A 22,759-nucleotide genomic window follows, 5' to 3' on the forward strand; every position below is an offset into this window, starting at 1 on the left:
GCGCCAGGCCTCCTGAAGGCCCTCCGCGCCTCACGCGCGGAGTACTGCCACGCGCCGCCGACCCATCCTGGCCGATCTCGCCAACCAGGGCGGCGGCCCTTGGCTGATCACGGGCATCCGACTCAGTGAGAGACAACGACGAAGGGCCGGACTCAGTGAGACTGAGTCCGACCCTTCGTCTTCGGCACTTCAGCAGGTCAGCGCCTTGATCACGCTGTCCGAGCTGGAGTGCCCCCGGCAGGATTCGAACCTGCGCACACGGCTCCGGAGGCCGTTGCTCTATCCCCTGAGCTACGGGGGCGTCCGCCGCGTTCGGCGGCGACGGGTAGAACCCTACCAGCTCTCCGGGCGTGCCTGTGAACAGGTATTTCCGTGGTGTCACCGGGGCATGGGTCCCCCGCACGGGTCAGAAGTGGGTAAAACCCGGACGCAGCCCTTCGGGGCGCCCTACTCTCGTTCGTGTGTCAGGCGTGTCCGGGCGGGTGCTCGTTGTCGATGACAACAAGGTGATCCGTCAGCTGATCAGGGTCAATCTCGAACTCGAGGGGTTCGAGGTCGTGACCGCGGCCGATGGTGCCGAGTGTCTGGATGTCGTACATCAGGTCTGTCCTGATGTCGTCACCCTGGACGTCGTCATGCCCCGCTTGGACGGGATCAAGACGGCCGAGCGACTGCGGGCCGATCCGCGGACCAGTCATGTGCCCGTGGCGATCATCAGCGCCTGTGGTGAGCACCAGGTCGGTGGGGTCGCCTCCGGTGTCGACGCCTTCCTCGCCAAGCCCTTCGAGCCCTCCGAGCTCGTGCGCGTGGTGCGGCAGTTGATGCATCGCGAGCGGCGGGAGCGTCCCGAGGCCGCCGGGCCCGACGGGGGAGAGGAACCGGCCGCAGCCGACGGCCTCCAGGAACAGGACACCCGGCAGCAGGACCCCCGACAGCCGCACGACGCGCGGCAGCAGGACACCCGGCAGGTCTCCGACGCGCGGCAGCAGGACACCCGGCAGGTCTCCGACGCGCGGCAGCAGGACGCCCGGCAGGTCCCCGACGGGCGACGGCAGGGCAGTCGGCGGGCCGGGAGTGCGCGACGGGGGAGCTGAGGCCCGCGCGTCCGGTGCCCGTATGGCGAAACCGGTTCGCGTTCCGACCCCCCTCCTCCCCTACGCTTGTCCCGTGACCCCCGCGGACCTCTCCCTCATCGTGCAGCACGCCGTGCGCCGTGCGGTCGACGACGGTGCGCTGCGGGTCGACGTCCCCCCGCGCGTCAAGGTCGAGCGGGCCCGTCCCGGCGGTACCGGCGAGTACGCCAGCAATATCGCCCTGAGCCTCGCCCGGCCCTCCGGGCGCCCCGCGCTCGACGTCGCCGCGGTCCTCAAGGAGCGGCTCCAGGAAGCCCCCGGGATCCTCGCCGTCGACATCACCGGGCCCGGCTTTTTGAACTTCACTCTTCGCCGTGATGCCTGCGGCGATCTCGTACGAGCGATTCGGGACGCCAGGGGCGCGTACGGACACGGCACCGCCCTCGCCGGCGCCGTCGTGCGGCTCGCCGACGTGACAGAGTCGCGCGCCGTCATCGTGACCGACGTCGTACTCCGGCTGCTCCGCAGCCAGGGGGCCGACGCCTCCTTCGGAGGGGACGAGCTGCTTCCCGTGCGGGGTGGGGCGTACGAGCCCGACCTCCTCGGTGTCGACGCCGCCCGGTGGGCCCTGCTGCGGGCCGCGCCCGGGGACCGGGTCCTCGAAGGGCCGCCCCTCCTCGTCCAGCACGAGCGCAACCCCCTCTTCCGCGTCCGGTACGCCCACGCGCGCGTGAAGCGGCTGCTCGTCAACGCGTCGCAGCTCGGCTTCACCCCCTCGTACGACGCCGACGTCCACGCACCCGAGCTTCTCGGCGTCCTCCGCGACCACCCCGTCGTCCTCCTCGCCGCCGCCCGCCACCGCGCCCCCGACCGGGTCGCCCGGCACCTCGAAGCCACCGCCGACGCGCTGCTCGCGTTCCAGCACACCGTTCTGCCGCTCGGCGACGAGAAACCCTCGGCCGCCCACCGCTCCCGGCTCGCGCTCGCCGAAGCCGCCGGGACGGTGCTCGCCGGTGGCCTCTCCCTGCTCGGCATCAGCGCACCCGACCAGATCTGAAAGACGCAGACCATGAGCCGTTCCGCCCACCCCGCCGGGCCCCGTCACGCCGATGTCCTTCCCGAGGGGCACTACACCGCTCCGCCCGCCGATCTCAACCGGCTCGACCCCAAGGTCTGGGCCCGGACGGTGAGCCGGGACGAGCGCGGCGTCGTCACCGTCGGCGGGATCGCGGTCGACGCGCTCGCCGAGGAGTTCGGCACGCCCGCCTACTTCCTCGACGAGGCCGACTTCCGTGCCCGCTGCCGCGCCTGGGCCGAGGCCTTCGGCAAGGACGCCGACGTGTTCTACGCAGGGAAGGCCTTCCTTTCCCGGGCCGTCGTGCGGTGGCTCAAGGAGGAGGGGCTGAATCTCGACGTCTGCTCCGGTGGTGAGCTGAGCACCGCTCTCTCCGCCGGGATGCCCGCCGAGCGCATCGCCTTCCACGGGAACAACAAGTCCGAGGACGAGATCCGCCGGGCCGTCGAGGCCGGCGTCGGGCGGATCGTGCTCGACTCCTTCCAGGAGATCGTGCGGGTCGCCCACATCGCGCAGTCCCTCGGGAAGCGGCAGCGGGTGCAGATCCGGGTGACCGTCGGTGTCGAGGCGCACACCCACGAGTTCATCGCCACCGCCCACGAGGACCAGAAGTTCGGCATCGCCCTCGCCGGCGGGCAGGCCGCCGAGGCCGTGCGGCGGGCGCTCAAGCTCGACGGCCTCGAGCTCATCGGCATCCACTCGCACATCGGCTCGCAGATCTTCGACATGGCCGGTTTCGAGGTGTCCGCACGGCGGGTCGTGCAGCTGCTCGCCGAGGTGCGCGACGAGCACGGCGTCGAGCTGCCCGAGATCGACCTCGGTGGCGGTCTCGGCATCGCGTACACCTCCGAGGACGACCCGCGCGAGCCGCACGAGATCGCCAAGGCGCTCAGCGAGATCGTGACGCGGGAGTGCGAGGCGGCCGGCCTGCGGACCCCCCGTATCTCCGTCGAGCCCGGACGCGCCATCGTCGGGCCTACCGCCTTCACCCTCTACCGGGTCGGCACCGTCAAGCCCCTGGAAGGGCTGCGGACGTACGTGAGCGTCGACGGCGGCATGTCGGACAACATCCGCACCGCCCTGTACGACGCCGAGTACAGCGTCAGCCTGGTCTCGCGGACCAGCGAGGCCGAGCCCATGCTCTCCCGCGTCGTCGGCAAGCACTGCGAGAGCGGCGACATCGTCGTACGGGACGCCTTCCTGCCCTCCGACCTGGCGCCCGGCGACCTGATCGCCGTACCGGCCACCGGCGCGTACTGCCGCTCCATGGCCAGCAACTACAACCACGCCCTCCGGCCGCCCGTCGTCGCCGTCCGCGACGGCGAGGCGCGGGTCATCGTCCGGCGCGAGACGGAGGAAGATCTCCTGCGTCTGGACGTCGGCTGATGAAATAGTCGAGTGACGAAATAGATGTCTCAGGATCCGGACGAGGGGCGGAAACCCCCGTCCGGTGAGTGAGACTGGTTCCACCGTAGAAATACGACGACGAAGTCAGTTTGAGAAACGAGGTCGGATGATGCGTACGCGTCCGCTGAAGGTGGCGCTGCTGGGCTGTGGAGTGGTCGGCTCAGAGGTGGCGCGCATCATGACGACGCACGCCGACGACCTCGCCGCGCGCATCGGCGCGCCGGTCGAACTCGCCGGTGTGGCCGTCCGCCGGCCCGACAAGGTCCGTGGCGGGGTCCCCGCCGAGCTGATCACCACCGACGCGACCGCCCTCGTCAAACGGGGGGACATCGACGTCGTCGTCGAGGTCATCGGGGGCATCGAGCCGGCCCGCACCCTCATCACCACCGCCTTCGAGCACGGCGCCTCCGTCGTCTCGGCGAACAAGGCACTGCTCGCCCAGGACGGCGCGAGCCTCTACGCCGCCGCCCAGCAGCACGGACAGGACCTCTACTACGAGGCCGCCGTCGCGGGCGCCATCCCGCTCATCCGGCCGCTGCGCGAGTCCCTCGCCGGCGACAAGATCAACCGGGTGATGGGCATCGTCAACGGCACGACCAACTTCATCCTCGACAAGATGGACTCGAGCGGCGCCGGGTACTCCGAAGCGCTCGACGAGGCCACCGCCCTCGGGTACGCCGAGGCCGACCCCACCGCCGACGTCGAGGCCTTCGACGCCGCCGCCAAGGCCGCCATCCTCGCCGGGATCGCCTTCCACACGCGCGTGCGCCTCGACGACGTCTACCGCGAGGGCATGACCGAGGTCACCGCCGCGGACTTCGCCTCCGCCAAGGAGATGGGCTGCACCATCAAGCTGCTCGCGATCTGCGAGCGGGCCGCCGACGGCGAGTCCGTCACCGCGCGCGTGCACCCCGCGATGATCCCGCTCAGCCACCCGCTCGCCTCCGTCCGCGAGGCGTACAACGCGGTCTTCGTCGAGGCGGAGGCCGCCGGGCAGCTCATGTTCTACGGCCCCGGGGCGGGCGGCTCGCCGACCGCCTCGGCCGTACTCGGCGACGTCGTCGCCGTCTGCCGCAACCGTCTCAACGAGGCGACGGGCCCCGGCGAGTCCGCGTACACCCAGCTGCCCGTGAGCTCCATGGGCGAGGTCGTCACGCGGTACCACATCAGCCTCGACGTGGCCGACAAGCCGGGCGTCCTCGCCCAGGTCGCGACGGTCTTCGCCGAGCACGGCGTATCCATCGATACGGTGCGCCAGCAGGGCAAGGACGGCGAGGCCTCCCTCGTCGTCGTCACCCACCGCGCGCCCGACGCCGCCCTCTCGGGGACCGTCGAGGCGCTGCGCAAGCTCGACACCGTGCGCGGTGTCGCCAGCATCATGCGTGTTGAAGGGGAGTAAGGACCCATGACCCACAAGGGCACCCACCAGTGGCGCGGCATCATCGAGGAGTACCGGGACCGCCTTCCGGTCACGGACACGACGCCGGTCGTCACGCTCCGTGAGGGCGGCACGCCGCTCGTCCCCGCTCAGGTCCTCTCCGAGCGCACGGGCTGCGAGGTGCACCTCAAGGTCGAGGGCGCCAACCCCACCGGCTCCTTCAAGGACCGGGGCATGACCATGGCCATCACCCGGGCCAAGGAGGAGGGCGCGCAGGCCGTCATCTGCGCGTCCACCGGCAACACCTCCGCCTCGGCGGCGGCCTACGCGGTCCGCGCCGGCATGGTCTCGGCCGTCCTCGTGCCGCAGGGCAAGATCGCGCTCGGCAAGATGGGCCAGGCCCTGGTGCACGGCGCGAAGATCCTCCAGGTCGCCGGAAACTTCGACGACTGCCTGACCCTGGCCCGCAGCCTCTCCGAGAACTACCCGGTGGCGCTGGTCAATTCGGTCAACCCGGTCCGCATCGAGGGCCAGAAGACCGCCGCGTTCGAGATCGTGGACATGCTGGGCGACGCGCCCGACATCCACGTCCTGCCCGTGGGCAACGCCGGCAACATCACGGCGTACTGGAAGGGGTACGGCGAGTACGCCACTGACGGTCTCGCCACCCACCGCCCGCGCATGTGGGGCTTCCAGGCCTCCGGCTCCGCCCCGCTCGTGCGCGGCGAGGTCGTCAAGGACCCGTCGACGATCGCCACCGCGATCCGCATCGGCAACCCGGCCTCGTGGGACTACGCGATCGCCGCGCGCGACGAGTCGGGCGGCTTCATCGACGAGGTGACGGACCGTGAGATCCTGCAGGCGTACCGCCTGTTGGCCGCGCAGGAGGGCGTCTTCGTCGAGCCGGCCTCGGCCGCCTCGGTCGCCGGTCTGCTGAAGGCCGCCGCGCAGGGCAAGGTCGACCCGGGCCAGCGGATCGTCTGCACCGTCACCGGCAACGGCCTCAAGGACCCCGACTGGGCCGTCGCCGGCGCGCCGCAGCCGGTCACCGTCCCTGTCGACGCCGCGGCCGCCGCCGAGCGCCTCGGCCTGGCCTGATCCAGCCCCCGCCGGGCCCCGACAGGGGGGCCGGTTCTGATCGAAACCCGGTCAGGAACGTACATAGGCGCACAGGTTGGCGCGCGACACGCATCGTGCGCCTCCTGTGCGCCCTATGTCGCCACAGAACCTTCCTTCGATAGGCTGTACCGAACCCGCCCCGACGCATATGCGCGGTGTCGTTGCCGTTGTCGCCTCCGCGGCCGAAACGGCCCCCGGGTTTCCGAGTACTTCTCTTGAAATACCCGTTGTCGCAATCAAGGAGAGTCATCGAGCGATGGCCGGTCCAGCGTTCCGCGCCGCCGCCGTACGGGTGCGCGTCCCCGCCACCAGCGCCAACCTCGGGCCGGGCTTCGACGCCTTCGGCCTGTCGCTGGGGCTCTACGACGACGTCGTCGTCCGGGTCGCCGACTCCGGGCTGCACGTCGACATCGCCGGCGAGGGCGCCGACACGCTCCCGCGCGACGAGAGCCACCTGCTCGTACGCTCCCTGCGCACGGCCTTCGACCTGCTCGGCGGACAGCCGCGCGGCCTCGAGGTCGTCTGCGCCAACCGCATCCCGCACGGCCGCGGCCTCGGCTCCTCCTCCGCCGCCATCTGCGCCGGCATCGTCGCCGCCCGCGCCGTGACCATAGGCGGGGACGCCAGGCTCGACGAGGCCGCCCTCCTGGAGCTGGCCACCGAGATCGAGGGCCACCCCGACAACGTCGCCGCCTGTCTCCTCGGCGGATTCACGCTCGCCTGGACCGAGGCCGGTGCCGCGCGCGCGATCAGGATGGATCCCTCGGACTCCATCGTTCCGGTGGTCTTCGTCCCCGGGAAGCCCGTACTGACCGAGACCGCCCGCGGACTCCTGCCGCGCACCGTCCCGCACGTGGACGCCGCCGCCAACGCCGGGCGCGCCGCCCTCCTCGTCGAGGCCCTGACCCGCCGCCCCGAGCTGCTGCTCGCGGCCACCGAGGACCGGCTGCACCAGGAGTACCGGGCCCCCGCGATGCCGGAGAGCATCGCACTTGTGAACCGGCTGCGCGCGGACGGCGTCCCCGCGGTCATCTCCGGCGCGGGCCCCACGGTCCTCGCGCTGGCCGAACACGGGACGGCCGACAAGGTCGCCCGCCTCGCGGGCGAGGGCTGGGCCGCGAACCGGCTCGACCTCGACGCGTCCGGAGCGAGTGTCCTGCCGCTGGCGCCCTAGGCGTGCGGCGCCCGGGGCGCCGGGCAGCGCCTCGGACAGGAGATTGCCGGTGAGGGAGAGGGGGAATGTTTGTTGGAGCCGGTAGTGTTAACCTCAAGTCAGCACCCGGCGCCTTTGTGGCGCGGTGCTGAGTGTCCCTCTCAGGGACCACCGATTCTTCCGGGAGCCTCCCCAACTGCCTGAGCAGCCTGCCTGAGCAGTTTCGAGCACGCTCCGGAACCGGCACGACACCCCTCGCTCTCCTGCAGTGAGGGCCGAGCAGGGGGCGCTCGGGCCGGACCCACAGCACGTTTCTCTCTCCGCCGTACCCGGCGGGACCACCGCCCCGGACACGGTCCACGAACCAGGACCCTGGCCGGACAGCACAACCGGTCGCCGAGCCAGATGGCCGACGTCCGCTCCAGGGAAGGACCCTTCGTGAGCGACACCACCGATCTGATGGGCGTGACTGCCGACAACAATGTCGACACCGCCGCGCCCGCCGCAGGTGCCACCGGCACCGCACGGCGCCGCCGCTCCGGCACCGGCCTCGACGGCATGGTCCTGGCCGAGCTGCAGCAGGTCGCGTCCGGCCTCGGCATCAGGGGCACCGCGCGGATGCGCAAGAGCCAGCTGATCGAGGTCATCAAGGAGGCGCAGGCCGGCGGGGGATCCGCCGCGCCCGCCAAGACCGCCGACGCCGCCGACGCCAAGCCGAAGCGCCGCGCCACCTCCAAGGCCCGCACGGGCGAGGCCGCCGAGGCCGCCGCGCCCACGGCGGAGAAGGCCGAGAAGGCCGTCGCCCAGCAGCAGATCGACATCCCGGGCCAGCCGTCCCCCAAGGTCTCGGCTGCGCCCGACCAGGGAGGTGCCCCCAGCGACGACGCCCCGGCCGGCGAGCGCCGCCGCCGTCGCGCCACCGCCCCCGCCGGTTCCCCGGAGGGCGAGGCCAAGGCCGAGGCCGCCCAGGCCGTCAAGACCGAGGCCCGTACCGAGACCCGTGAGGTCAAGGCCGAGCCGCAGGCCGACGCCAAGGCCGAGGCCGCCGTCGACGGCGCCGAGGGCCGCGGCCGCCGTGACCGCGGCGAGCGGGGCGAGCGCGGGGAGCGCGGCGAGCGCCGTGACCGCCGTGACCGTCAGCGCGACCGCAAGGGCGACGAGCAGCAGGGCGGCGGCCAGGGCGGCCAGCGTCAGCGCCAGGGTGGCCAGGGCCAGGGCGGCCAGGGTCAGCAGGGCGGGCAGCAGGGTGGCCAGCAGGCCGGTCCGCAGGACGACTACGACGACGAGGCGGGCGGCCGTCGCGGCCGTCGCGGGCGCTACCGCGACCGCCGGGGCCGTCGTGGCCGTGACGACTTCCAGGCCGGCGAGCCGCAGGTCGCCGACGACGACGTCCTGATCCCCGTCGCGGGCATCCTGGACATCCTCGACAACTACGCGTTCATCCGGACCTCCGGCTACCTGCCCGGCCCGAACGACGTGTACGTCTCCCTCGCCCAGGTCCGCAAGAACGGCCTGCGCAAGGGTGACCACGTCACCGGCGCCGTGCGTCAGCCGAAGGAGGGCGAGCGCCGCGAGAAGTTCAACGCGCTGGTCCGCCTGGACTCCGCGAACGGCATGGCCGCCGACTCCGGCCGCGGCCGCCCCGAGTTCAACAAGCTGACCCCGCTCTACCCGCAGGACCGGCTCCGTCTGGAGACCGACCCGGGTGTGCTGACCACGCGGATCATCGACCTCGTGGCGCCCATCGGCAAGGGCCAGCGCGGTCTGATCGTGGCCCCGCCGAAGACCGGCAAGACCATGATCATGCAGGCGATCGCCAACGCGATCACCGTCAACAACCCCGAGTGCCACCTGATGGTCGTCCTGGTCGACGAGCGTCCGGAAGAGGTCACCGACATGCAGCGGTCGGTCAAGGGCGAGGTCATCTCCTCGACCTTCGACCGTCCGGCCGAGGACCACACCACCGTCGCCGAGCTGGCCATCGAGCGCGCCAAGCGCCTCGTGGAGCTGGGTCACGACGTGGTCGTCCTGCTCGACTCGATCACCCGCCTGGGCCGCGCGTACAACCTCGCGGCGCCCGCCTCCGGCCGCATCCTGTCCGGTGGTGTCGACTCGACCGCGCTCTACCCGCCGAAGCGCTTCTTCGGTGCCGCGCGCAACATCGAGGACGGCGGCTCGCTGACCATCCTGGCCACCGCGCTGGTCGACACCGGCTCGCGGATGGACGAGGTGATCTTCGAGGAGTTCAAGGGCACCGGCAACATGGAGCTCAAGCTCGACCGGAAGCTCGCCGACAAGCGCATCTTCCCGGCCGTCGACGTCGACGCCTCGGGCACGCGCAAGGAGGAGATCCTCCTCGGCAGCGACGAGCTCGCCGTCACCTGGAAGCTGCGTCGCGTGCTCCACGCGCTCGACCAGCAGCAGGCGATCGAGCTGCTGCTCGACAAGATGAAGCAGACGAAGTCGAACGGCGAGTTCCTGCTCCAGATCCAGAAGACCACCCCTGGAGCCGGCAACAACGACTGACGCGAGAGCTGCGTCACACGACGAGAGCCGGACCCCGGTCCCGTGACCCCGTCGTGACCTGCCGAAACACCGCGCCCACCGTGCCCCGCACGGTGGGCGCGGTGCTGCGCCCGCTCAAACCTCACAGGCCCGTATGCAACCCTTTCGGGTGCTTCGCCGTCACAGAAGGTGAAACCTAGGGCCGAGGGAAGACGATGACCGAGCAGAGCAAGAGCGGCCGCGCACGCGGCGCGGGCAGCGGCCGACGCCGCAAGCAGCCCGCCAAGCGGCGCAAGGCGCCGATCCTCATATCGGGGGCAGCCGCGGTCCTCGTCCTCGGCGGAGCCGGTCTCGGCTACGTCTACCTGAAGCTCGACGGCAACCTCCAGGGCGTCGACATCAACGCCCAGCTCGGCGCCGAACGCCCCGACGACGTCGACAACGGCTCCCTGGACATCCTCGTCCTCGGCTCCGACTCGCGCTCCGGCGACAACGGCGCCTACGGCAAGGACGAGGGCGGCGCCCGCTCCGACACCGCGATGGTCGTGCACGTCTACGAGGGCCACAAGAAGGCCGGCGTGGTGTCCATACCGCGCGACACCCTCATAGACCGGCCCTCCTGCGCCGACGCGAAGGGGACGGCCGTCCCCGGCGAGCGGCGGGCCATGTTCAACACCGCGTACGAGGTGGGCGGCCCCGCCTGCGCCGTCAAGACCGTCGAGTCGATCTCCGGCATCCGCATGGACCACTACATCGAGGTCGACTTCACCGGCTTCAAGAAGCTCATCGACGAGCTCGGCGGCGTCGAGATCACCACCACGAAGGCCATCCAGGACTCCAAGAGCCACCTCGACCTCTCCCCGGGCACGCACACCCTCGACGGCGAGCAGTCCCTCGGTCTCGTCCGCACCCGCAAGAGCGTCGGCGACGGCAGCGACCTCGGTCGCATCCAGCTCCAGCAGGCCTTCATGAAGGCCTTCGTCGACCAGGTCAAGGACGTCGGCGTCTTCTCGAACCCGACCAGGCTGTACGGTCTCGCCGACGCCGCCACCAAGGCCATCACCCCCGACTCCGAGCTCGACTCGGTCCAGGAGCTGATGGGCTTCGCCAAGGGCCTCTCCGGCATCGGCGCCCAGAACGTCCACATGGTCACCCTGCCCGTCGAGTACGACCCCCGGGACCCCAACCGCGTCATCCCCCTCGAAGCCAAGGCCCGGCAGGTCTGGAAGGCCCTCAAGGACGACCGGGCGATCCCCGCGTCGGCGACGAAGGACACCGCCACCGGCAAGGCCGACGGCCTCGTGAAGTAGCCGGCGAAGGCCCGCGCCGGCAGCCCGGGAATACCTCCGGCCCGACCCCCGTTTTGGGAGATACGGCCGGTCCTGGCAGACTGGTACGTCGGCCCCGGTTCACGCTGTCCGCAACCCGCGGCGGCGACCCGGCGCCCTCCCGAAACTAGGAGACACCTTGAAGCGCGAGATCCACCCCGAGTACGTCGAGACCCAGGTCAGCTGCACCTGTGGCGCGTCGTTCACCACCCGGAGCACCCTGACCGACGGCACCATCCGTGCCGAGGTCTGCTCCGAGTGCCACCCGTTCTACACGGGCAAGCAGAAGATCCTCGACACCGGTGGCCGCGTGGCCCGTTTCGAGGCCCGCTTCGGCAAGGCCGGCTCCGCCAAGTAGCGAGCCCCTGCGCCGGTCCTCGGCCGCCCCGCTCGGGTGGCCGGGACCGGCGCTTTGCCGTCCCGTAGCAACTGACGAAAAAAACCCAGGAGCCCCCGATGTTCGAGGCGGTCGAGGAACTGGTCGGCGAGCACGCCGACCTCGAGACGAAGATCGCGGACCCTTCGGTCCACGCCGATCAGGCGAACGCGCGCAAGCTCAACAAGCGCTACGCCGAGCTGACCCCGATCGTCGCCACCTACCGCTCCTGGAAGCAGACCGGTGACGACATCGAGACCGCCCGCGAGCTGATGCACGACGACCCCGACTTCGCCGCCGAGGTCAAGGAGCTGGAGAAGCAGCGCGAGGAGCTCACCGACAAGCTCCGCCTGCTCCTCGTTCCGCGCGACCCGAGCGACGACAAGGACGTCATCCTGGAGATCAAGGCGGGCGCGGGCGGCGACGAGTCGGCCCTCTTCGCCGGCGACCTCCTCCGGATGTACCTGCGGTACGCCGAGCGCGTCGGCTGGAAGACCGAGATCATCGACGCCACCGAGTCCGAGCTCGGCGGCTACAAGGACGTCCAGGTCGCGGTGAAGACCAAGGGCGGCAACGGCGCCACCGAGCCCGGCCAGGGCGTCTGGGCCCGGCTCAAGTACGAGGGGGGGGTGCACCGCGTCCAGCGCGTGCCCGCCACCGAGTCCGCCGGCCGCATCCACACCTCCGCCGCCGGTGTGCTCGTCACGCCCGAGGCCGAGGAGGTCGAGGTCGAGGTCCACGCCAACGACCTGCGCATCGACGTCTACCGCTCGTCCGGCCCCGGCGGCCAGTCGGTCAACACCACCGACTCCGCCGTCCGCATCACGCACCTGCCGACCGGCATCGTCGCCTCCTGCCAGAACGAGAAGAGCCAGCTCCAGAACAAGGAGCAGGCCATGCGCATCCTGCGTTCCCGGCTCCTCGCCGCCGCCCAGGAGGAGGCCGAGTCCAAGGCCGCCGACGCCCGCCGCAGCCAGGTCCGCACCGTCGACCGGTCCGAGAAGATCCGTACGTACAACTACCCGGAGAACCGGATCTCGGACCACCGCGTCGGCTTCAAGGCGTACAACCTCGACCAGGTGCTCGACGGCGACCTCGACGCCATGATCCAGGCCTGCGTCGACGCCGACTCGGCGGCGAAGCTCGCCGCAGCGTAAGGCCCCCCTCAAGCCCCACCCCGCACCACGGAGGACCAGCGTGAACCTGCTGCTTGCCGAGGTGGCCCAGGCCACCCAGCGGCTGGCCGACGCCGGCGTTCCCTCACCGCGTTTCGACGCCGAGGAGCTCGCCGCGTTCGTGCACGGCGTCAAGCGGGGGGAGCTGCACAACGTCAAGGACGCGGACTTCGACGCCCGTTACTGGGAGACCGTCGCCCGCCGCGAGGCCCGCGAGCCGCTCCAGCACATCACCGGCCGGGCGTTCTTCCGCTACCTGGAGCTCCAGGTGGGGCCCGGCGTCTTCGTGCCCCGCCCGGAGACCGAGTCGGTCGTCGGCTGGGCCATAGACGCCGTACGCGCGATGGACGTCGTCGAACCGCTCATCGTCGACCTCTGCACCGGCTCCGGGGCCATCGCCCTCGCCATGGCCCAGGAGGTGCCGCGCTCGCGCGTGCACGCCGTCGAGCTCTCCGACGACGCCCTCGTGTGGACCCGCAAGAACGCCGAGGGCTCCCGCGTCACCGTCCACCAGGGCGACGCGCTCACCGCGCTCCCCGAACTGGACGGCCAGGTCGACCTGGTCATCTCCAACCCTCCGTACATCCCGCTCACCGAGTGGGAGTACGTGGCGCCCGAGGCCCGCGACCACGACCCGGAGATGGCCCTCTTCTCCGGCGAGGACGGCCTCGACACCATCCGGGGCATCGAGCGGACCGCCCACCGTCTCCTTCGCCCCGGCGGCCTCGTCGTCATCGAGCACGCGGACACCCAGGGCGGGCAGGTGCCGTGGATCTTCAACGAGGAGGCCGGCTGGGCCGACGCCGCCGACCACCCGGACCTGAACAACCGGCCGCGTTTCGCGACCGCCCGCAAGGCGATGCCATGACCGCCATGACGAACCACGCGTACGAGGAGGCCGGGAACTGATGGCACGGCGATACGACTGCAACGAGGCGACCGACCGCGTGACCGGTCTGCGCGAGGCCGCGTCCGCCGTCCGCCGGGGCGAGCTGGTCGTGCTGCCCACCGACACCGTGTACGGGATCGGGGCGGACGCCTTCAGCAGCGAGGCCGTCGCGGACCTGCTCGCCGCCAAGGGCCGCGGCCGCACCATGCCCACGCCCGTGCTCATCGGCTCCCCGAACACCCTCCACGGCCTGGTCACCGACTTCTCCGAACAGGCCTGGGAGCTCGTCGACGCCTTCTGGCCCGGCGCGCTCACCCTCGTCGCCCGGCACCAGCCGTCGCTCCAGTGGGACCTGGGCGACACCCGCGGCACCGTCGCCATCCGGATGCCCCTGCACCCGGTCGCGATCGAGCTGCTCACCGAGGTCGGCCCGATGGCCGTCTCCTCGGCCAACCTCACCGGCCACCCGGCCCCCGAGGACTGCGACGCGGCGCAGGGCATGCTCGGCGACTCCGTCTCCGTCTACCTCGACGGCGGCCCCACGCCCGGCATCGTCCCCTCGTCCATCGTCGACGTCACGGGCAAGGTGCCGGTGCTGCTGCGCGAGGGCGCGCTCTCCCCGGAGGAGCTCCGGAAGGTCGTACCCGACCTCGAGGTGGCACATTGACCGCCCCTGAGGGGCGTGGCATAGCGGGGCACGAAGACAGCGACACCTTCCGCATCCTCCACGTCAGCACCGGCAACGTCTGCCGCTCGCCGATCACCGAGCGGCTGACCCGCCATGCCCTGAGCGACCGCCTCGGGGACCCCCTCGGCGGCGGCCTGATCGTGGAGAGCGCGGGCACCTGGGGCCACGAGGGCGCGCCCATGGAGGCCAACGCGGAACTGGTCCTCGCCGACTTCGGCGCGGACGCCAGCGGCTTCGTGGGCCGCGAGCTCCTCGACGAGCACGTCATCCGCGCCGACCTCGTCCTGACGGCGACCCGCGACCACCGGGCGCAGGTCATCTCGATGGGCCACTCGGCGGGCCTGCGCACCTTCACCCTGAAGGAGTTCACCCGCCTGGTCCGCGCGATCGACCCGGCCACGCTCCCGGACCCGCGCGACGAGGGCATGGTGGAACGCGCCCGAGCCCTGGTGCGCGCGGCCGCGGCTCTACGCGGGTGGCTCCTGGCGCCCTCCGTGGACGCCGACGAGGTCAACGACCCGTACGGGGCGCCGATCACCTTCTTCCGCTCGATCGGCGACGAGATCAACCAGGCGCTGGACCCGGTGGTGACGGCCCTGACGGGCGTCTCGGCCCGCCGCTGAGGGGCGCGCCGGGAGGAGCCGACAGGCGGGGCGGGGTGCGGCTGCCTACATTGGTGCTGACATCCCTCCACGTCCGGAGTCAGCCATGTCCGTCACCGCGCCCCCCGATGAGGAACTCGACGTCCTGCGCCGGCAGGATCCCGAGGTCGCCGACGTGCTGCTCGGTGAGGCGCGGCGGCAGGCCGACAGTCTGCAGCTGATCGCCGCCGAGAACTTCACCTCGGCCGCCGTCCTCGCCGCGCTCGGCTCCCCGCTCGCCAACAAGTACGCCGAGGGCTATCCCGGCGCCCGCCACCACGGCGGCTGCGAGTACGCCGACGCCGTCGAGCGGATCGCCGTCGAGCGGGCCACCGCGCTCTTCGGAGCCGACCACGCGAACGTGCAGTCCCACTCCGGCTCCTCGGCCGTCCTGGCGGCGTACGCGGCCCTTCTCAGGCCCGGTGACACGGTCCTGGCCATGGGGCTCGGCCACGGCGGGCACCTCACGCACGGTTCGCCCGCGAACTTCTCCGGCCGCTGGTTCGACTTCGTCCCGTACGGCGTCGACGCCGACACCGGCCTCGTCGACTACGAACAGGTCGCCGCGCTCGCCCGCCACCACCGCCCGAAGGCGATCGTCTGCGGGTCGATCTCCTATCCCCGCCACCTCGACCACGCGATCTTCCGCGAGATCGCCGACGAGGTCGGCGCCTATCTCATCGTGGACGCCGCCCACCCCATCGGCCTCGTCGCCGGGGGAGCGGCCCCCAGCCCCGTCCCGTACGCCGACATCGTCTGCGCCACGACGCACAAGGTGCTGCGCGGGCCGCGCGGCGGAATGCTCCTGTGCGGCGAGGAGTTCGCGGGCCGGGTCGACCGGGCGGTGTTCCCGTTCACCCAGGGCGGCGCCCAGATGCACACGATCGCGGCGAAGGCGGTGGCCTTCGGCGAGGCGGCCGCGCCGGCGTTCACCGCGTACGCCCATCAGGTGGTCGAGAACGCCCGCGTCCTCGCGGCCGCGCTCACCGCCGAGGGCTTCGCGGTCACCACCGGCGGGACGGACACCCACCTCATCACCGCCGACACGGTGCCCCTCGGCGTCGAGGGCCGCGCCGCCCGCGCCCGGCTCGCCGCCGCCGGCGTCGTGCTCGACACCTGCGCCCTTCCTTACGGGGAGGGCCGCGGGATCCGGCTCGGCACCGCCGCCGTGACCACCCAGGGGATGGGCGCCCCGGAGATGGCGAGAATCGCCGCGCTGTTCACCGTCGCGTTGCGGGACGACCCCGGGGAAACGGCCCGGGTACGCGCGGAGGTACGGGAGCTGACCTCCCGATTTCCCCCGTATGGACGCTGACGGGAGGCCGAGCGCAACCGTTCGGACGACCCCGGTGTCTCAGACCACATGGACGGCACGGCTAGGGTGTGGGGCTGAGATGGCCAGCGATTCCTGTGGGGCAGCCCGTGCGTGATTACCTGCTGACGCTCTGTGTCACGGCCGCGGTGACCTATCTGCTCACCGGTCCGGTGCGGAAGTTCGCCATCGCGACCGGGGCGATGCCGGAGATCCGCGCCCGCGACGTACACCGAGAACCGACACCGCGGCTCGGTGGCATCGCCATGTTCTTCGGGCTGTGCGCGGGACTGCTGGTCGCCGACCACCTGCAGAACCTGAACAGCGTCTTCGAGCAGTCCAACGAGCCGCGCGCGCTGCTCTCCGGCGCCGCCCTGATCTGGCTGATCGGCGTCCTCGACGACAAGTTCGAGCTGGACGCGCTCATCAAGCTGGGCGCGCAGATGATCTCCGCCGGCGTGATGGTCGCGCAGGGTCTGACGATCCTGTGGCTGCCGATCCCCGGCGTCGGCACCGTCGCCCTCACCCCCTGGCAGGGCACGCTCCTCACGGTCGCCCTGGTGGTCCTCACCATCAACGCCGTGAACTTCGTCGACGGCCTCGACGGTCTCGCCGCCGGCATGGTCTGCATCGCCGCCGCTGCCTTCTTCCTGTACGCCTACCGCCTTTGGTACGGCTACACGATCGAGGCGGCCGCCCCCGCGACCCTCTTCGCCGCCATCCTCATGGGCATGTGCCTGGGCTTCCTCCCGCACAACATGCACCCGGCGCGGATCTTCATGGGCGACTCCGGCTCGATGCTGATCGGCCTGATCCTCGCGGCCTCCGCCATCTCGATCACCGGCCAGGTCGACCCGGACGCGCTGAAGATCTTCGAGGGCTCGACCCGGCAGGCCACCCACGCCGCCCTGCCCGTCTTCATCCCGCTCGTGCTGCCGCTGACGATCATCGCGATCCCGATGGCGGACCTGGTCCTCGCGATCGTGCGCCGTACGTGGAAGGGCCAGTCGCCGTTCGCGGCCGACCGCGGCCATCTGCACCACCGGCTCCTGGAGATCGGGCACTCGCACAGCCGTGCGGTGCTGATCATGTACTTCTGGTCGGCGCTCATCGCCTTCGGCACGCTGGCCTACTCGGTCCATTCGGCCTCGATGTGGATCGTCCTCGGCGTCGTGGCGCTGAGCGCGATCGGTCTGGTGCTGCTCCTGCTGCCGCGCTTCACCCCGCGCGCACCGCGCTGGGCCCAGTCCGTCGTGCCGCCCCGCTACCGGCGCCGCAAGCCGGCCCCCGTACCGGCGCTCGGCCCCGCGGAGTCGGCCGGGCTCGCCGGGGAGGAGCGGGAGCCCGTGCCCGCCGGGGTCAACGGGGCGACCGCCATCGGTCACCGTTCGCGCTTCACCGACAGGAGTAAGGCCGGGGCGCGCGGTTGACGAAAGCCCCATCCAGGGCCAATACCAGACAAGGTGCCCTACTGTCGCGCACACACGCGCGGAGTAGCTCTCATGTGTGACCACTGGCACACCTTCTGGGTAAAGACCTATTCAAATAGTTTGTGATACGGTTCACGAGACCCGGCGACAGTGCCGAAAGACCGTAGTGCGACGGTCTGTTGGCCCCGAGACCCACCTCGGACCGGGCTTACGCTCGTCCCTGACGACACCATCGCCCCCTCCAGAGCAAGCGGAGACACCGCCATGCCGTCGAACGACGCACGCATCCTTCTGCACACCGCCGTACCCACCGCAGCCGTCGGCGCCGTCGCCACGGTCGTCAGCGGGGTGGTCGCCGGTGGCAAGGGTGCGATCGGCGCCGTCGTCGGCACCCTGGTGGTCATCCTCTTCATGGGGATCGGGCAGCTGGTTCTCCAGCGGACGGCGAAGTCGCTTCCGCACCTCTTCCAGGCCATGGGGCTGATGCTCTACACGGCCCAGCTCCTGGTGCTCTTCATCTTCCTGGCCTTGCTCAAGAACACGACGCTGTTCGACTTCAAGGCCTTCGCCTTCACGCTGCTCGCGACGACCGTGGTGTGGGTCGCCGCACAGGCCCGGGCCTACATGAAGGCCAAGATCACGTACATCGACCCCGGAAACACGGGGTCCAAGTCGTGAAGGGTAGGGCCGGGATAAAGCCGACTTCGGCTTCCTGCTATCGTCCGGTGCCAACTGCGGCACTGCGGACGCGGGCATCCGAAACGGCGCCTGTCCCAGCGAGAGGCTCGATGCCGAACCGCCGCCCCCTTATCCGTAAGACCAGTCCAGTGCCGACCCGCGGCTGTGCGCCGCGCCGACACAACGAGGTTGCCGTACCTATGCGCCACGCTGAAGGAGCCCGCGGTGAGTGCTGACCAGACGCTTGCCTTCGACCCGGATTGCCACATCTTCAGTGGATGTGGCTTCCCGGCGCCGGGCCTGCACACGTTCATGTACGAGCCCGTCGCGACGGTGGCCGGCATCGAGCTCACCAAGCCGATGCTGCTCGCCCTCCTCGGCTCCATCGTGGTCGTCGGGTTCTTCTGGGCCGCTTTCAACAAGCCCAAGCTGATCCCCGGCAAGATGCAGATGGTCGGCGAGGCCGGTTACGACTTCGTGCGCCGCGGCATCGTCTACGAGATCATCGGCAAGAAGGACGGCGAGAAGTACGTCCCCTTCATGGTGTCGCTGTTCTTCTTCGTCTGGATCATGAACCTCTGGTCGATCATTCCGCTCGCCCAGTTCCCGGTCACCTCGCTGATCGCCTTCCCGGCCGGTCTCGCGCTGATCGTGTACGTCATGTGGATCTCGCTCACCTTCAAGAAGCACGGCTTCGTGGGCGGCTGGAAGAACATCGTCGGCTACGACAAGTCCCTCGGTGCCATCCTCCCGATGGTCGTCGTCCTCGAGTTCTTCTCGAACCTGCTGATCCGGCCCTTCACGCACGCGGTCCGACTGTTCGCGAACATGTTCGCCGGTCACCTGCTGATCGTGATGTTCTCGCTGGCCACCTGGTACCTCATGAACGGCCTGGGCTTCGTCTACGCCGGCGCCTCGTTCGTGATGGTCCTCGTGATGACCGCCTTCGAGCTCTTCATCCAGGCCGTCCAGGCGTACGTCTTCGTCCTCCTGGCCTGCAGCTACGTCCAGGGCGCGCTCTCCGAGCACCACTGAGCCTCCCCGGCCCCGTAGCTCCACCCCCGAAACCATCAGTCGTCCGGTGGCCAACCCCCACCGGGTCATTGAAAGAGAAGGAAGTAACGGCATGTCCGCTGCTCTCGACATGGTCAACCTCGCCGCCGGCGCCAAGGAGAACGTCGTCGGCAACGTCGCCTCGATCGGCTACGGCCTCGCCGCGATCGGCCCCGGCGTCGGCGTCGGCATCATCTTCGGTAACGGTACGCAGGCGCTCGCCCGCCAGCCCGAGGCCGCCGGCCTCATCCGTACCAACCAGATCATGGGCTTCGCCTTCTGTGAGGCGCTCGCCCTCATCGGCATCGTCATGGGCTTCGTCTACCAGTAAGCCGGACCGACTGCCCGATTCTTTTTACGGAAGGCACTGATGTGAACGCTCTGCTTCTTGCGCAGGGTGAAGAGGCGCAGCCTCCTCTCATCCCGCATCTCGACGAGCTCGTCATCGGCCTGATCGCCTTCGTCATCGTCTTCGGCTTCCTCGCCAAGAAGCTCCTCCCGAACATCAACAAGGTTCTGGAAGAGCGCCGCGAGGCCATCGAGGGTGGCATCGAGAAGGCCGAGTCGGCCCAGATCGAGGCTCAGAGTGTGCTGGAGCAGTACAAGGCCCAGCTCGCCGAGGCTCGCCACGAGGCCGCGCGTCTTCGCCAGGAGGCCACGGAGCAGGGCACCGCGATCATCCAGGAGATGAAGGCGGAAGGCCAGCGCCAGCGCGAGGAGATCATCGCGGCCGGTCACGCGCAGATCGAGGCCGACCGCAAGTCCGCGTCGGCGTCGCTGCGCCAGGACGTGGGCAAGCTCGCCACCGACCTGGCCGGCAAGCTGGTCGGCGAGTCCCTCGAGGACATCGCCCTCCAGAGCCGCACCATCGACCGCTTCCTCGACGAGCTCGAGGAGAAGGCCGAGGCTGTCCGATGAACGGAGCGAGCCGCGAGGCACTGTCCGCCGCCCGTGAGTCCCTCGACGCGCTGACCGACAACACCCCGGTCGACGCGACGAAGCTCGCGGACGAGCTGGCCGCCGTCACCGTGCTGCTCGACCGCGAGGTGTCGCTGCGCCGGGTCCTGACCGACCCCGCGCAGTCGGGTGAGGCCAAGGCCGAGCTCGCGCAGCGACTCCTCCGCGGACAGGTGGGCGGCGAGACCGTCGACCTGGTCTCCGGCATGGTCCGTTCCCGCTGGTCGCGCTCGCGCGACCTGGTCGACGCGGCCGAGGAGCTGGCGAACACCGCCGACCTCACCGCGGCGCAGAAGGCGGGCGCGCTGGACGACGTCGAGGACGAGCTGTTCCGGTTCGGCCGGATCGTGTCCTCCAGCACCGAGCTCCGCTCGGCGCTGACGGACAAGGCCGCCACGGCCCCCGCGAAGAGCACGCTGCTCCGCAGCCTGCTCGGCGGCAAGGCCCACGCGACCACCGAGCGTCTGGTCGTCCGTCTGGTGACCCAGCCCCGGGGACGTAGCCTGGAAGCGGGACTCGAGTCCCTGTCCAAGCTCGCCGCGGCGCGCCGGAACCGGATGGTCGCCGTCGTCACCTCGGCGGTGCCGCTGTCGGACCGGCAGAAGCAGCGCCTCGGTGCCGTCCTCGCCAAGCTGTACGGCCGCGAGATGCACCTGAACCTGGACGTGGACCCCTCGGTCCTCGGCGGGATCACCGTGCGGGTCGGCGACGAGGTCATCGACGGTTCCATCGCGGAGCGCCTCGGCGAGGCGACCCGTCGACTGGCCGGCTGACGGCCGCAGCCAGCAAAAGAACAAGCATCACCAGCGGCCCGGTTGGGCCGTGCAGAGATTGCAGAAGATTCCTGGGGGTCGGCCCCCAGACCCCTTAAGAAACTTCGGGCCCAACAAGGAGAGCAGGGAACCCAGATGGCGGAGCTCACGATCCGGCCGGAGGAGATCCGGGACGCACTGGAGAACTTCGTCCAGTCGTACCAGCCGGACGCGGCCTCGCGCGAGGAGGTCGGCACGGTCAGCCTGGCCGGTGACGGTATCGCGAAGGTCGAGGGTCTTCCCTCGGCCATGGCGAACGAGCTGCTGAAGTTCGAGGACGGGACCCTCGGTCTCGCGCTGAACCTCGAAGAGCGCGAGATCGGCGCGATCGTCCTCGGCGAGTTCAGCGGTATCGAGGAGGGACAGTCGGTGCAGCGCACCGGCGAGGTCCTCTCCGTCGGTGTCGGTGAGGGATACCTGGGTCGCGTCGTCGACCCGCTCGGCAACCCGATCGACGGTCTCGGCGAGATCGCGACCGAGGGCCGCCGCGCCCTCGAGCTGCAGGCCCCGGGCGTTATGGCCCGTAAGTCGGTGCACGAGCCGATGGAGACCGGCTACAAGGCCGTCGACGCCATGACGCCGGTCGGCCGTGGTCAGCGTCAGCTGATCATCGGTGACCGTCAGACCGGCAAGACCGCGCTGTGCGTCGACACGATCATCAACCAGCGTGACAACTGGCGCTCGGGCGACGTGAACAAGCAGGTCCGCTGCATCTACGTCGCCATCGGCCAGAAGGGCTCGACCATCGCGTCCGTTCGCGGCGCCCTGGAAGAGGCCGGCGCGCTCGAGTACACGACGATCGTCGCCGCCCCGGCGTCCGACCCGGCCGGCTTCAAGTACCTGGCGCCGTACACCGGTTCCGCCATCGGTCAGCACTGGATGTACCAGGGCAAGCACGTCCTGATCGTGTTCGACGACCTGTCGAAGCAGGCCGACGCCTACCGCGCCGTGTCGCTGCTGCTGCGCCGCCCGCCGGGCCGTGAGGCCTACCCGGGTGACGTCTTCTACCTGCACTCCCGTCTCCTCGAGCGCTGCGCGAAGCTCTCGGACGAGCTGGGCGCGGGTTCGATGACCGGTCTGCCGATCGTCGAGACGAAGGCCAACGACGTCTCCGCGTTCATCCCGACCAACGTCATCTCCATCACCGACGGCCAGTGCTTCCTGGAGTCCGACCTGTTCAACGCCGGCCAGCGCCCGGCCCTGAACGTCGGTATCTCGGTCTCCCGAGTCGGTGGCTCCGCCCAGCACCCGGCCATGAAGCAGATCGCCGGCCGCCTCCGCGTGGACCTGGCCCAGTTCCGTGAGCTGGAGGCCTTCGCGGCCTTCGGTTCGGACCTGGACGCTGCCTCGAAGGCGCAGCTGGAGCGTGGTCAGCGCATGGTCGAGCTGCTCAAGCAGGCTCAGTACCAGCCGATGCCCACGGAGAACCAGGTCGTCTCGGTCTGGGCCGGCACCACCGGCAAGATGGACGACGTCCCGGTCGCCGACATCCGTCGTTTCGAGGCCGAGCTCCTGGCGTACCTCCGCCAGAACCACTCCGGTCTCATGACCTCCATCCGTGAGGGCAAGAAGATGTCGGACGACACCCTGACGGCCGTCGCCGACGCCATCGCGGAGTTCAAGCAGCAGTTCGAGACGTCTGACGGCAAGCTGCTCGGCGCAGACGCTCCCGCCGTCAACGTCTCGAAGTGACGACGGAAGGGACCTGAC

General features: G+C 70.4%; 21 protein-coding genes and 1 tRNA gene. 21 read left to right on the plus strand and 1 reads right to left on the minus strand.

What is annotated here, in order from left to right; translation table 11 throughout:
- Positions 1 to 229: 229 nt before the first annotated feature.
- Positions 230 to 301, minus strand: a tRNA-Arg gene (locus ACZ51I_RS16770).
- A gap of 181 nt (positions 302 to 482) precedes the next feature.
- On the opposite strand from ACZ51I_RS16770, the gene ACZ51I_RS16775 reads away from it, so the two are divergent.
- From ACZ51I_RS16775 to atpA, 21 genes are all read left to right on the plus strand, one after another.
- Positions 483 to 1,094: a response regulator transcription factor gene (locus ACZ51I_RS16775; RefSeq protein WP_468876267.1), complete on the plus strand. Its 612-nt coding sequence runs from the start codon at positions 483 to 485 to the stop codon at positions 1,092 to 1,094.
- A gap of 73 nt (positions 1,095 to 1,167) precedes the next feature.
- Positions 1,168 to 2,130, plus strand: coding sequence for an ArgS-related anticodon-binding protein NrtL (nrtL, locus tag ACZ51I_RS16780; RefSeq protein ID WP_468876269.1), 963 nt, complete (start codon positions 1,168 to 1,170; stop codon positions 2,128 to 2,130).
- 12 nt (positions 2,131 to 2,142) lie between these two features.
- A complete protein-coding gene (gene lysA, locus ACZ51I_RS16785) occupies positions 2,143 to 3,534 on the plus strand; it encodes a diaminopimelate decarboxylase (RefSeq protein ID WP_468876271.1) in 1,392 nt (463 codons plus the stop codon).
- A 127-nt stretch (positions 3,535 to 3,661) separates the two neighbouring features.
- Complete coding sequence (locus ACZ51I_RS16790; RefSeq protein WP_468876273.1) at positions 3,662 to 4,954, plus strand: homoserine dehydrogenase; 1,293 nt, start codon at positions 3,662 to 3,664, stop codon at positions 4,952 to 4,954.
- A gap of 6 nt (positions 4,955 to 4,960) precedes the next feature.
- Positions 4,961 to 6,031, plus strand: a complete 1,071-nt coding sequence (gene thrC, locus ACZ51I_RS16795; protein WP_468876275.1) for a threonine synthase — start codon at positions 4,961 to 4,963, stop codon at positions 6,029 to 6,031.
- A 277-nt stretch (positions 6,032 to 6,308) separates the two neighbouring features.
- Positions 6,309 to 7,226 carry a homoserine kinase gene (thrB, locus tag ACZ51I_RS16800; protein ID WP_468876277.1) on the plus strand — a complete coding sequence of 306 codons (918 nt, stop codon included), beginning with the start codon at positions 6,309 to 6,311 and terminating at the stop codon, positions 7,224 to 7,226.
- Between the two features lie 417 nt (positions 7,227 to 7,643).
- Positions 7,644 to 9,731 (plus strand): transcription termination factor Rho, encoded by a 2,088-nt coding sequence (gene rho / locus ACZ51I_RS16805; RefSeq protein ID WP_468876278.1) that lies wholly within the window; start codon positions 7,644 to 7,646, stop codon positions 9,729 to 9,731.
- A 194-nt stretch (positions 9,732 to 9,925) separates the two neighbouring features.
- On the plus strand, positions 9,926 to 11,020 hold the full coding sequence (locus ACZ51I_RS16810) for an LCP family protein (RefSeq protein ID WP_468876280.1): 1,095 nt from the start codon (positions 9,926 to 9,928) through the stop codon (positions 11,018 to 11,020).
- 157 nt (positions 11,021 to 11,177) lie between these two features.
- On the plus strand, positions 11,178 to 11,396 hold the full coding sequence (gene rpmE / locus ACZ51I_RS16815) for a 50S ribosomal protein L31 (protein WP_055599288.1): 219 nt from the start codon (positions 11,178 to 11,180) through the stop codon (positions 11,394 to 11,396).
- Positions 11,397 to 11,494: 98 nt separating this feature from the next.
- Complete coding sequence (prfA, locus tag ACZ51I_RS16820) at positions 11,495 to 12,571, plus strand: peptide chain release factor 1 (protein ID WP_468876281.1); 1,077 nt, start codon at positions 11,495 to 11,497, stop codon at positions 12,569 to 12,571.
- A gap of 40 nt (positions 12,572 to 12,611) precedes the next feature.
- The gene (gene prmC, locus ACZ51I_RS16825) at positions 12,612 to 13,457 is read left to right on the plus strand and encodes a peptide chain release factor N(5)-glutamine methyltransferase (RefSeq protein WP_352021416.1); all 846 of its coding nucleotides are present in this window, start codon (positions 12,612 to 12,614) and stop codon (positions 13,455 to 13,457) included.
- Positions 13,458 to 13,497: 40 nt separating this feature from the next.
- Positions 13,498 to 14,145: an L-threonylcarbamoyladenylate synthase gene (locus ACZ51I_RS16830; protein WP_468876283.1), complete on the plus strand. Its 648-nt coding sequence runs from the start codon at positions 13,498 to 13,500 to the stop codon at positions 14,143 to 14,145.
- A complete protein-coding gene (locus ACZ51I_RS16835; RefSeq protein ID WP_468876285.1) occupies positions 14,142 to 14,789 on the plus strand; it encodes an arsenate reductase/protein-tyrosine-phosphatase family protein in 648 nt (215 codons plus the stop codon). Before ACZ51I_RS16830 ends, ACZ51I_RS16835 begins: the two co-directional genes overlap by 4 nt.
- A gap of 85 nt (positions 14,790 to 14,874) precedes the next feature.
- Positions 14,875 to 16,122 (plus strand): serine hydroxymethyltransferase, encoded by a 1,248-nt coding sequence (locus ACZ51I_RS16840; RefSeq protein ID WP_468876287.1) that lies wholly within the window; start codon positions 14,875 to 14,877, stop codon positions 16,120 to 16,122.
- A gap of 107 nt (positions 16,123 to 16,229) precedes the next feature.
- The gene (locus ACZ51I_RS16845) at positions 16,230 to 17,549 is read left to right on the plus strand and encodes an MraY family glycosyltransferase (protein WP_468876289.1); all 1,320 of its coding nucleotides are present in this window, start codon (positions 16,230 to 16,232) and stop codon (positions 17,547 to 17,549) included.
- Positions 17,550 to 17,813: 264 nt separating this feature from the next.
- Positions 17,814 to 18,227, plus strand: a complete 414-nt coding sequence (locus ACZ51I_RS16850; protein WP_468876291.1) for a hypothetical protein — start codon at positions 17,814 to 17,816, stop codon at positions 18,225 to 18,227.
- A gap of 225 nt (positions 18,228 to 18,452) precedes the next feature.
- On the plus strand, positions 18,453 to 19,262 hold the full coding sequence (gene atpB, locus ACZ51I_RS16855; protein ID WP_468876293.1) for a F0F1 ATP synthase subunit A: 810 nt from the start codon (positions 18,453 to 18,455) through the stop codon (positions 19,260 to 19,262).
- A 91-nt stretch (positions 19,263 to 19,353) separates the two neighbouring features.
- Entirely contained in the window at positions 19,354 to 19,611 is a 258-nt protein-coding gene (atpE, locus tag ACZ51I_RS16860; RefSeq protein ID WP_093874070.1) for an ATP synthase F0 subunit C, read from the plus strand.
- Positions 19,612 to 19,652: 41 nt separating this feature from the next.
- Positions 19,653 to 20,198, plus strand: a complete 546-nt coding sequence (locus tag ACZ51I_RS16865; protein ID WP_468876295.1) for a F0F1 ATP synthase subunit B — start codon at positions 19,653 to 19,655, stop codon at positions 20,196 to 20,198.
- Positions 20,195 to 21,010, plus strand: a complete 816-nt coding sequence (locus tag ACZ51I_RS16870; RefSeq protein WP_468876297.1) for a F0F1 ATP synthase subunit delta — start codon at positions 20,195 to 20,197, stop codon at positions 21,008 to 21,010. The genes ACZ51I_RS16865 and ACZ51I_RS16870 overlap by 4 nt, the downstream gene beginning before the upstream one ends.
- A gap of 135 nt (positions 21,011 to 21,145) precedes the next feature.
- Positions 21,146 to 22,741 carry a F0F1 ATP synthase subunit alpha gene (gene atpA / locus ACZ51I_RS16875; RefSeq protein WP_468876299.1) on the plus strand — a complete coding sequence of 532 codons (1,596 nt, stop codon included), beginning with the start codon at positions 21,146 to 21,148 and terminating at the stop codon, positions 22,739 to 22,741.
- The last annotated feature ends 18 nt before the right edge of the window (positions 22,742 to 22,759 follow it).

The organism is Streptomyces sp. NPDC034084, assembly GCF_055575535.1.

Coding starts and splice junctions, on each gene's coding strand:
- lysA (WP_468876271.1), top strand. CDS start 2,143: ATGAGCCGTTCCGCCCACCCCGCCGGGCCCCGTCACGCCGATGTCCTT.
- ACZ51I_RS16790 (WP_468876273.1), top strand. CDS start 3,662: ATGATGCGTACGCGTCCGCTGAAGGTGGCGCTGCTGGGCTGTGGAGTG.
- thrC (WP_468876275.1), top strand. CDS start 4,961: ATGACCCACAAGGGCACCCACCAGTGGCGCGGCATCATCGAGGAGTAC.
- thrB (WP_468876277.1), top strand. CDS start 6,309: ATGGCCGGTCCAGCGTTCCGCGCCGCCGCCGTACGGGTGCGCGTCCCC.
- ACZ51I_RS16810 (WP_468876280.1), top strand. CDS start 9,926: ATGACCGAGCAGAGCAAGAGCGGCCGCGCACGCGGCGCGGGCAGCGGC.
- prfA (WP_468876281.1), top strand. CDS start 11,495: ATGTTCGAGGCGGTCGAGGAACTGGTCGGCGAGCACGCCGACCTCGAG.
- ACZ51I_RS16830 (WP_468876283.1), top strand. CDS start 13,498: ATGGCACGGCGATACGACTGCAACGAGGCGACCGACCGCGTGACCGGT.
- ACZ51I_RS16840 (WP_468876287.1), top strand. CDS start 14,875: ATGTCCGTCACCGCGCCCCCCGATGAGGAACTCGACGTCCTGCGCCGG.
- ACZ51I_RS16850 (WP_468876291.1), top strand. CDS start 17,814: ATGCCGTCGAACGACGCACGCATCCTTCTGCACACCGCCGTACCCACC.
- atpE (WP_093874070.1), top strand. CDS start 19,354: ATGTCCGCTGCTCTCGACATGGTCAACCTCGCCGCCGGCGCCAAGGAG.
- ACZ51I_RS16870 (WP_468876297.1), top strand. CDS start 20,195: ATGAACGGAGCGAGCCGCGAGGCACTGTCCGCCGCCCGTGAGTCCCTC.
- atpA (WP_468876299.1), top strand. CDS start 21,146: ATGGCGGAGCTCACGATCCGGCCGGAGGAGATCCGGGACGCACTGGAG.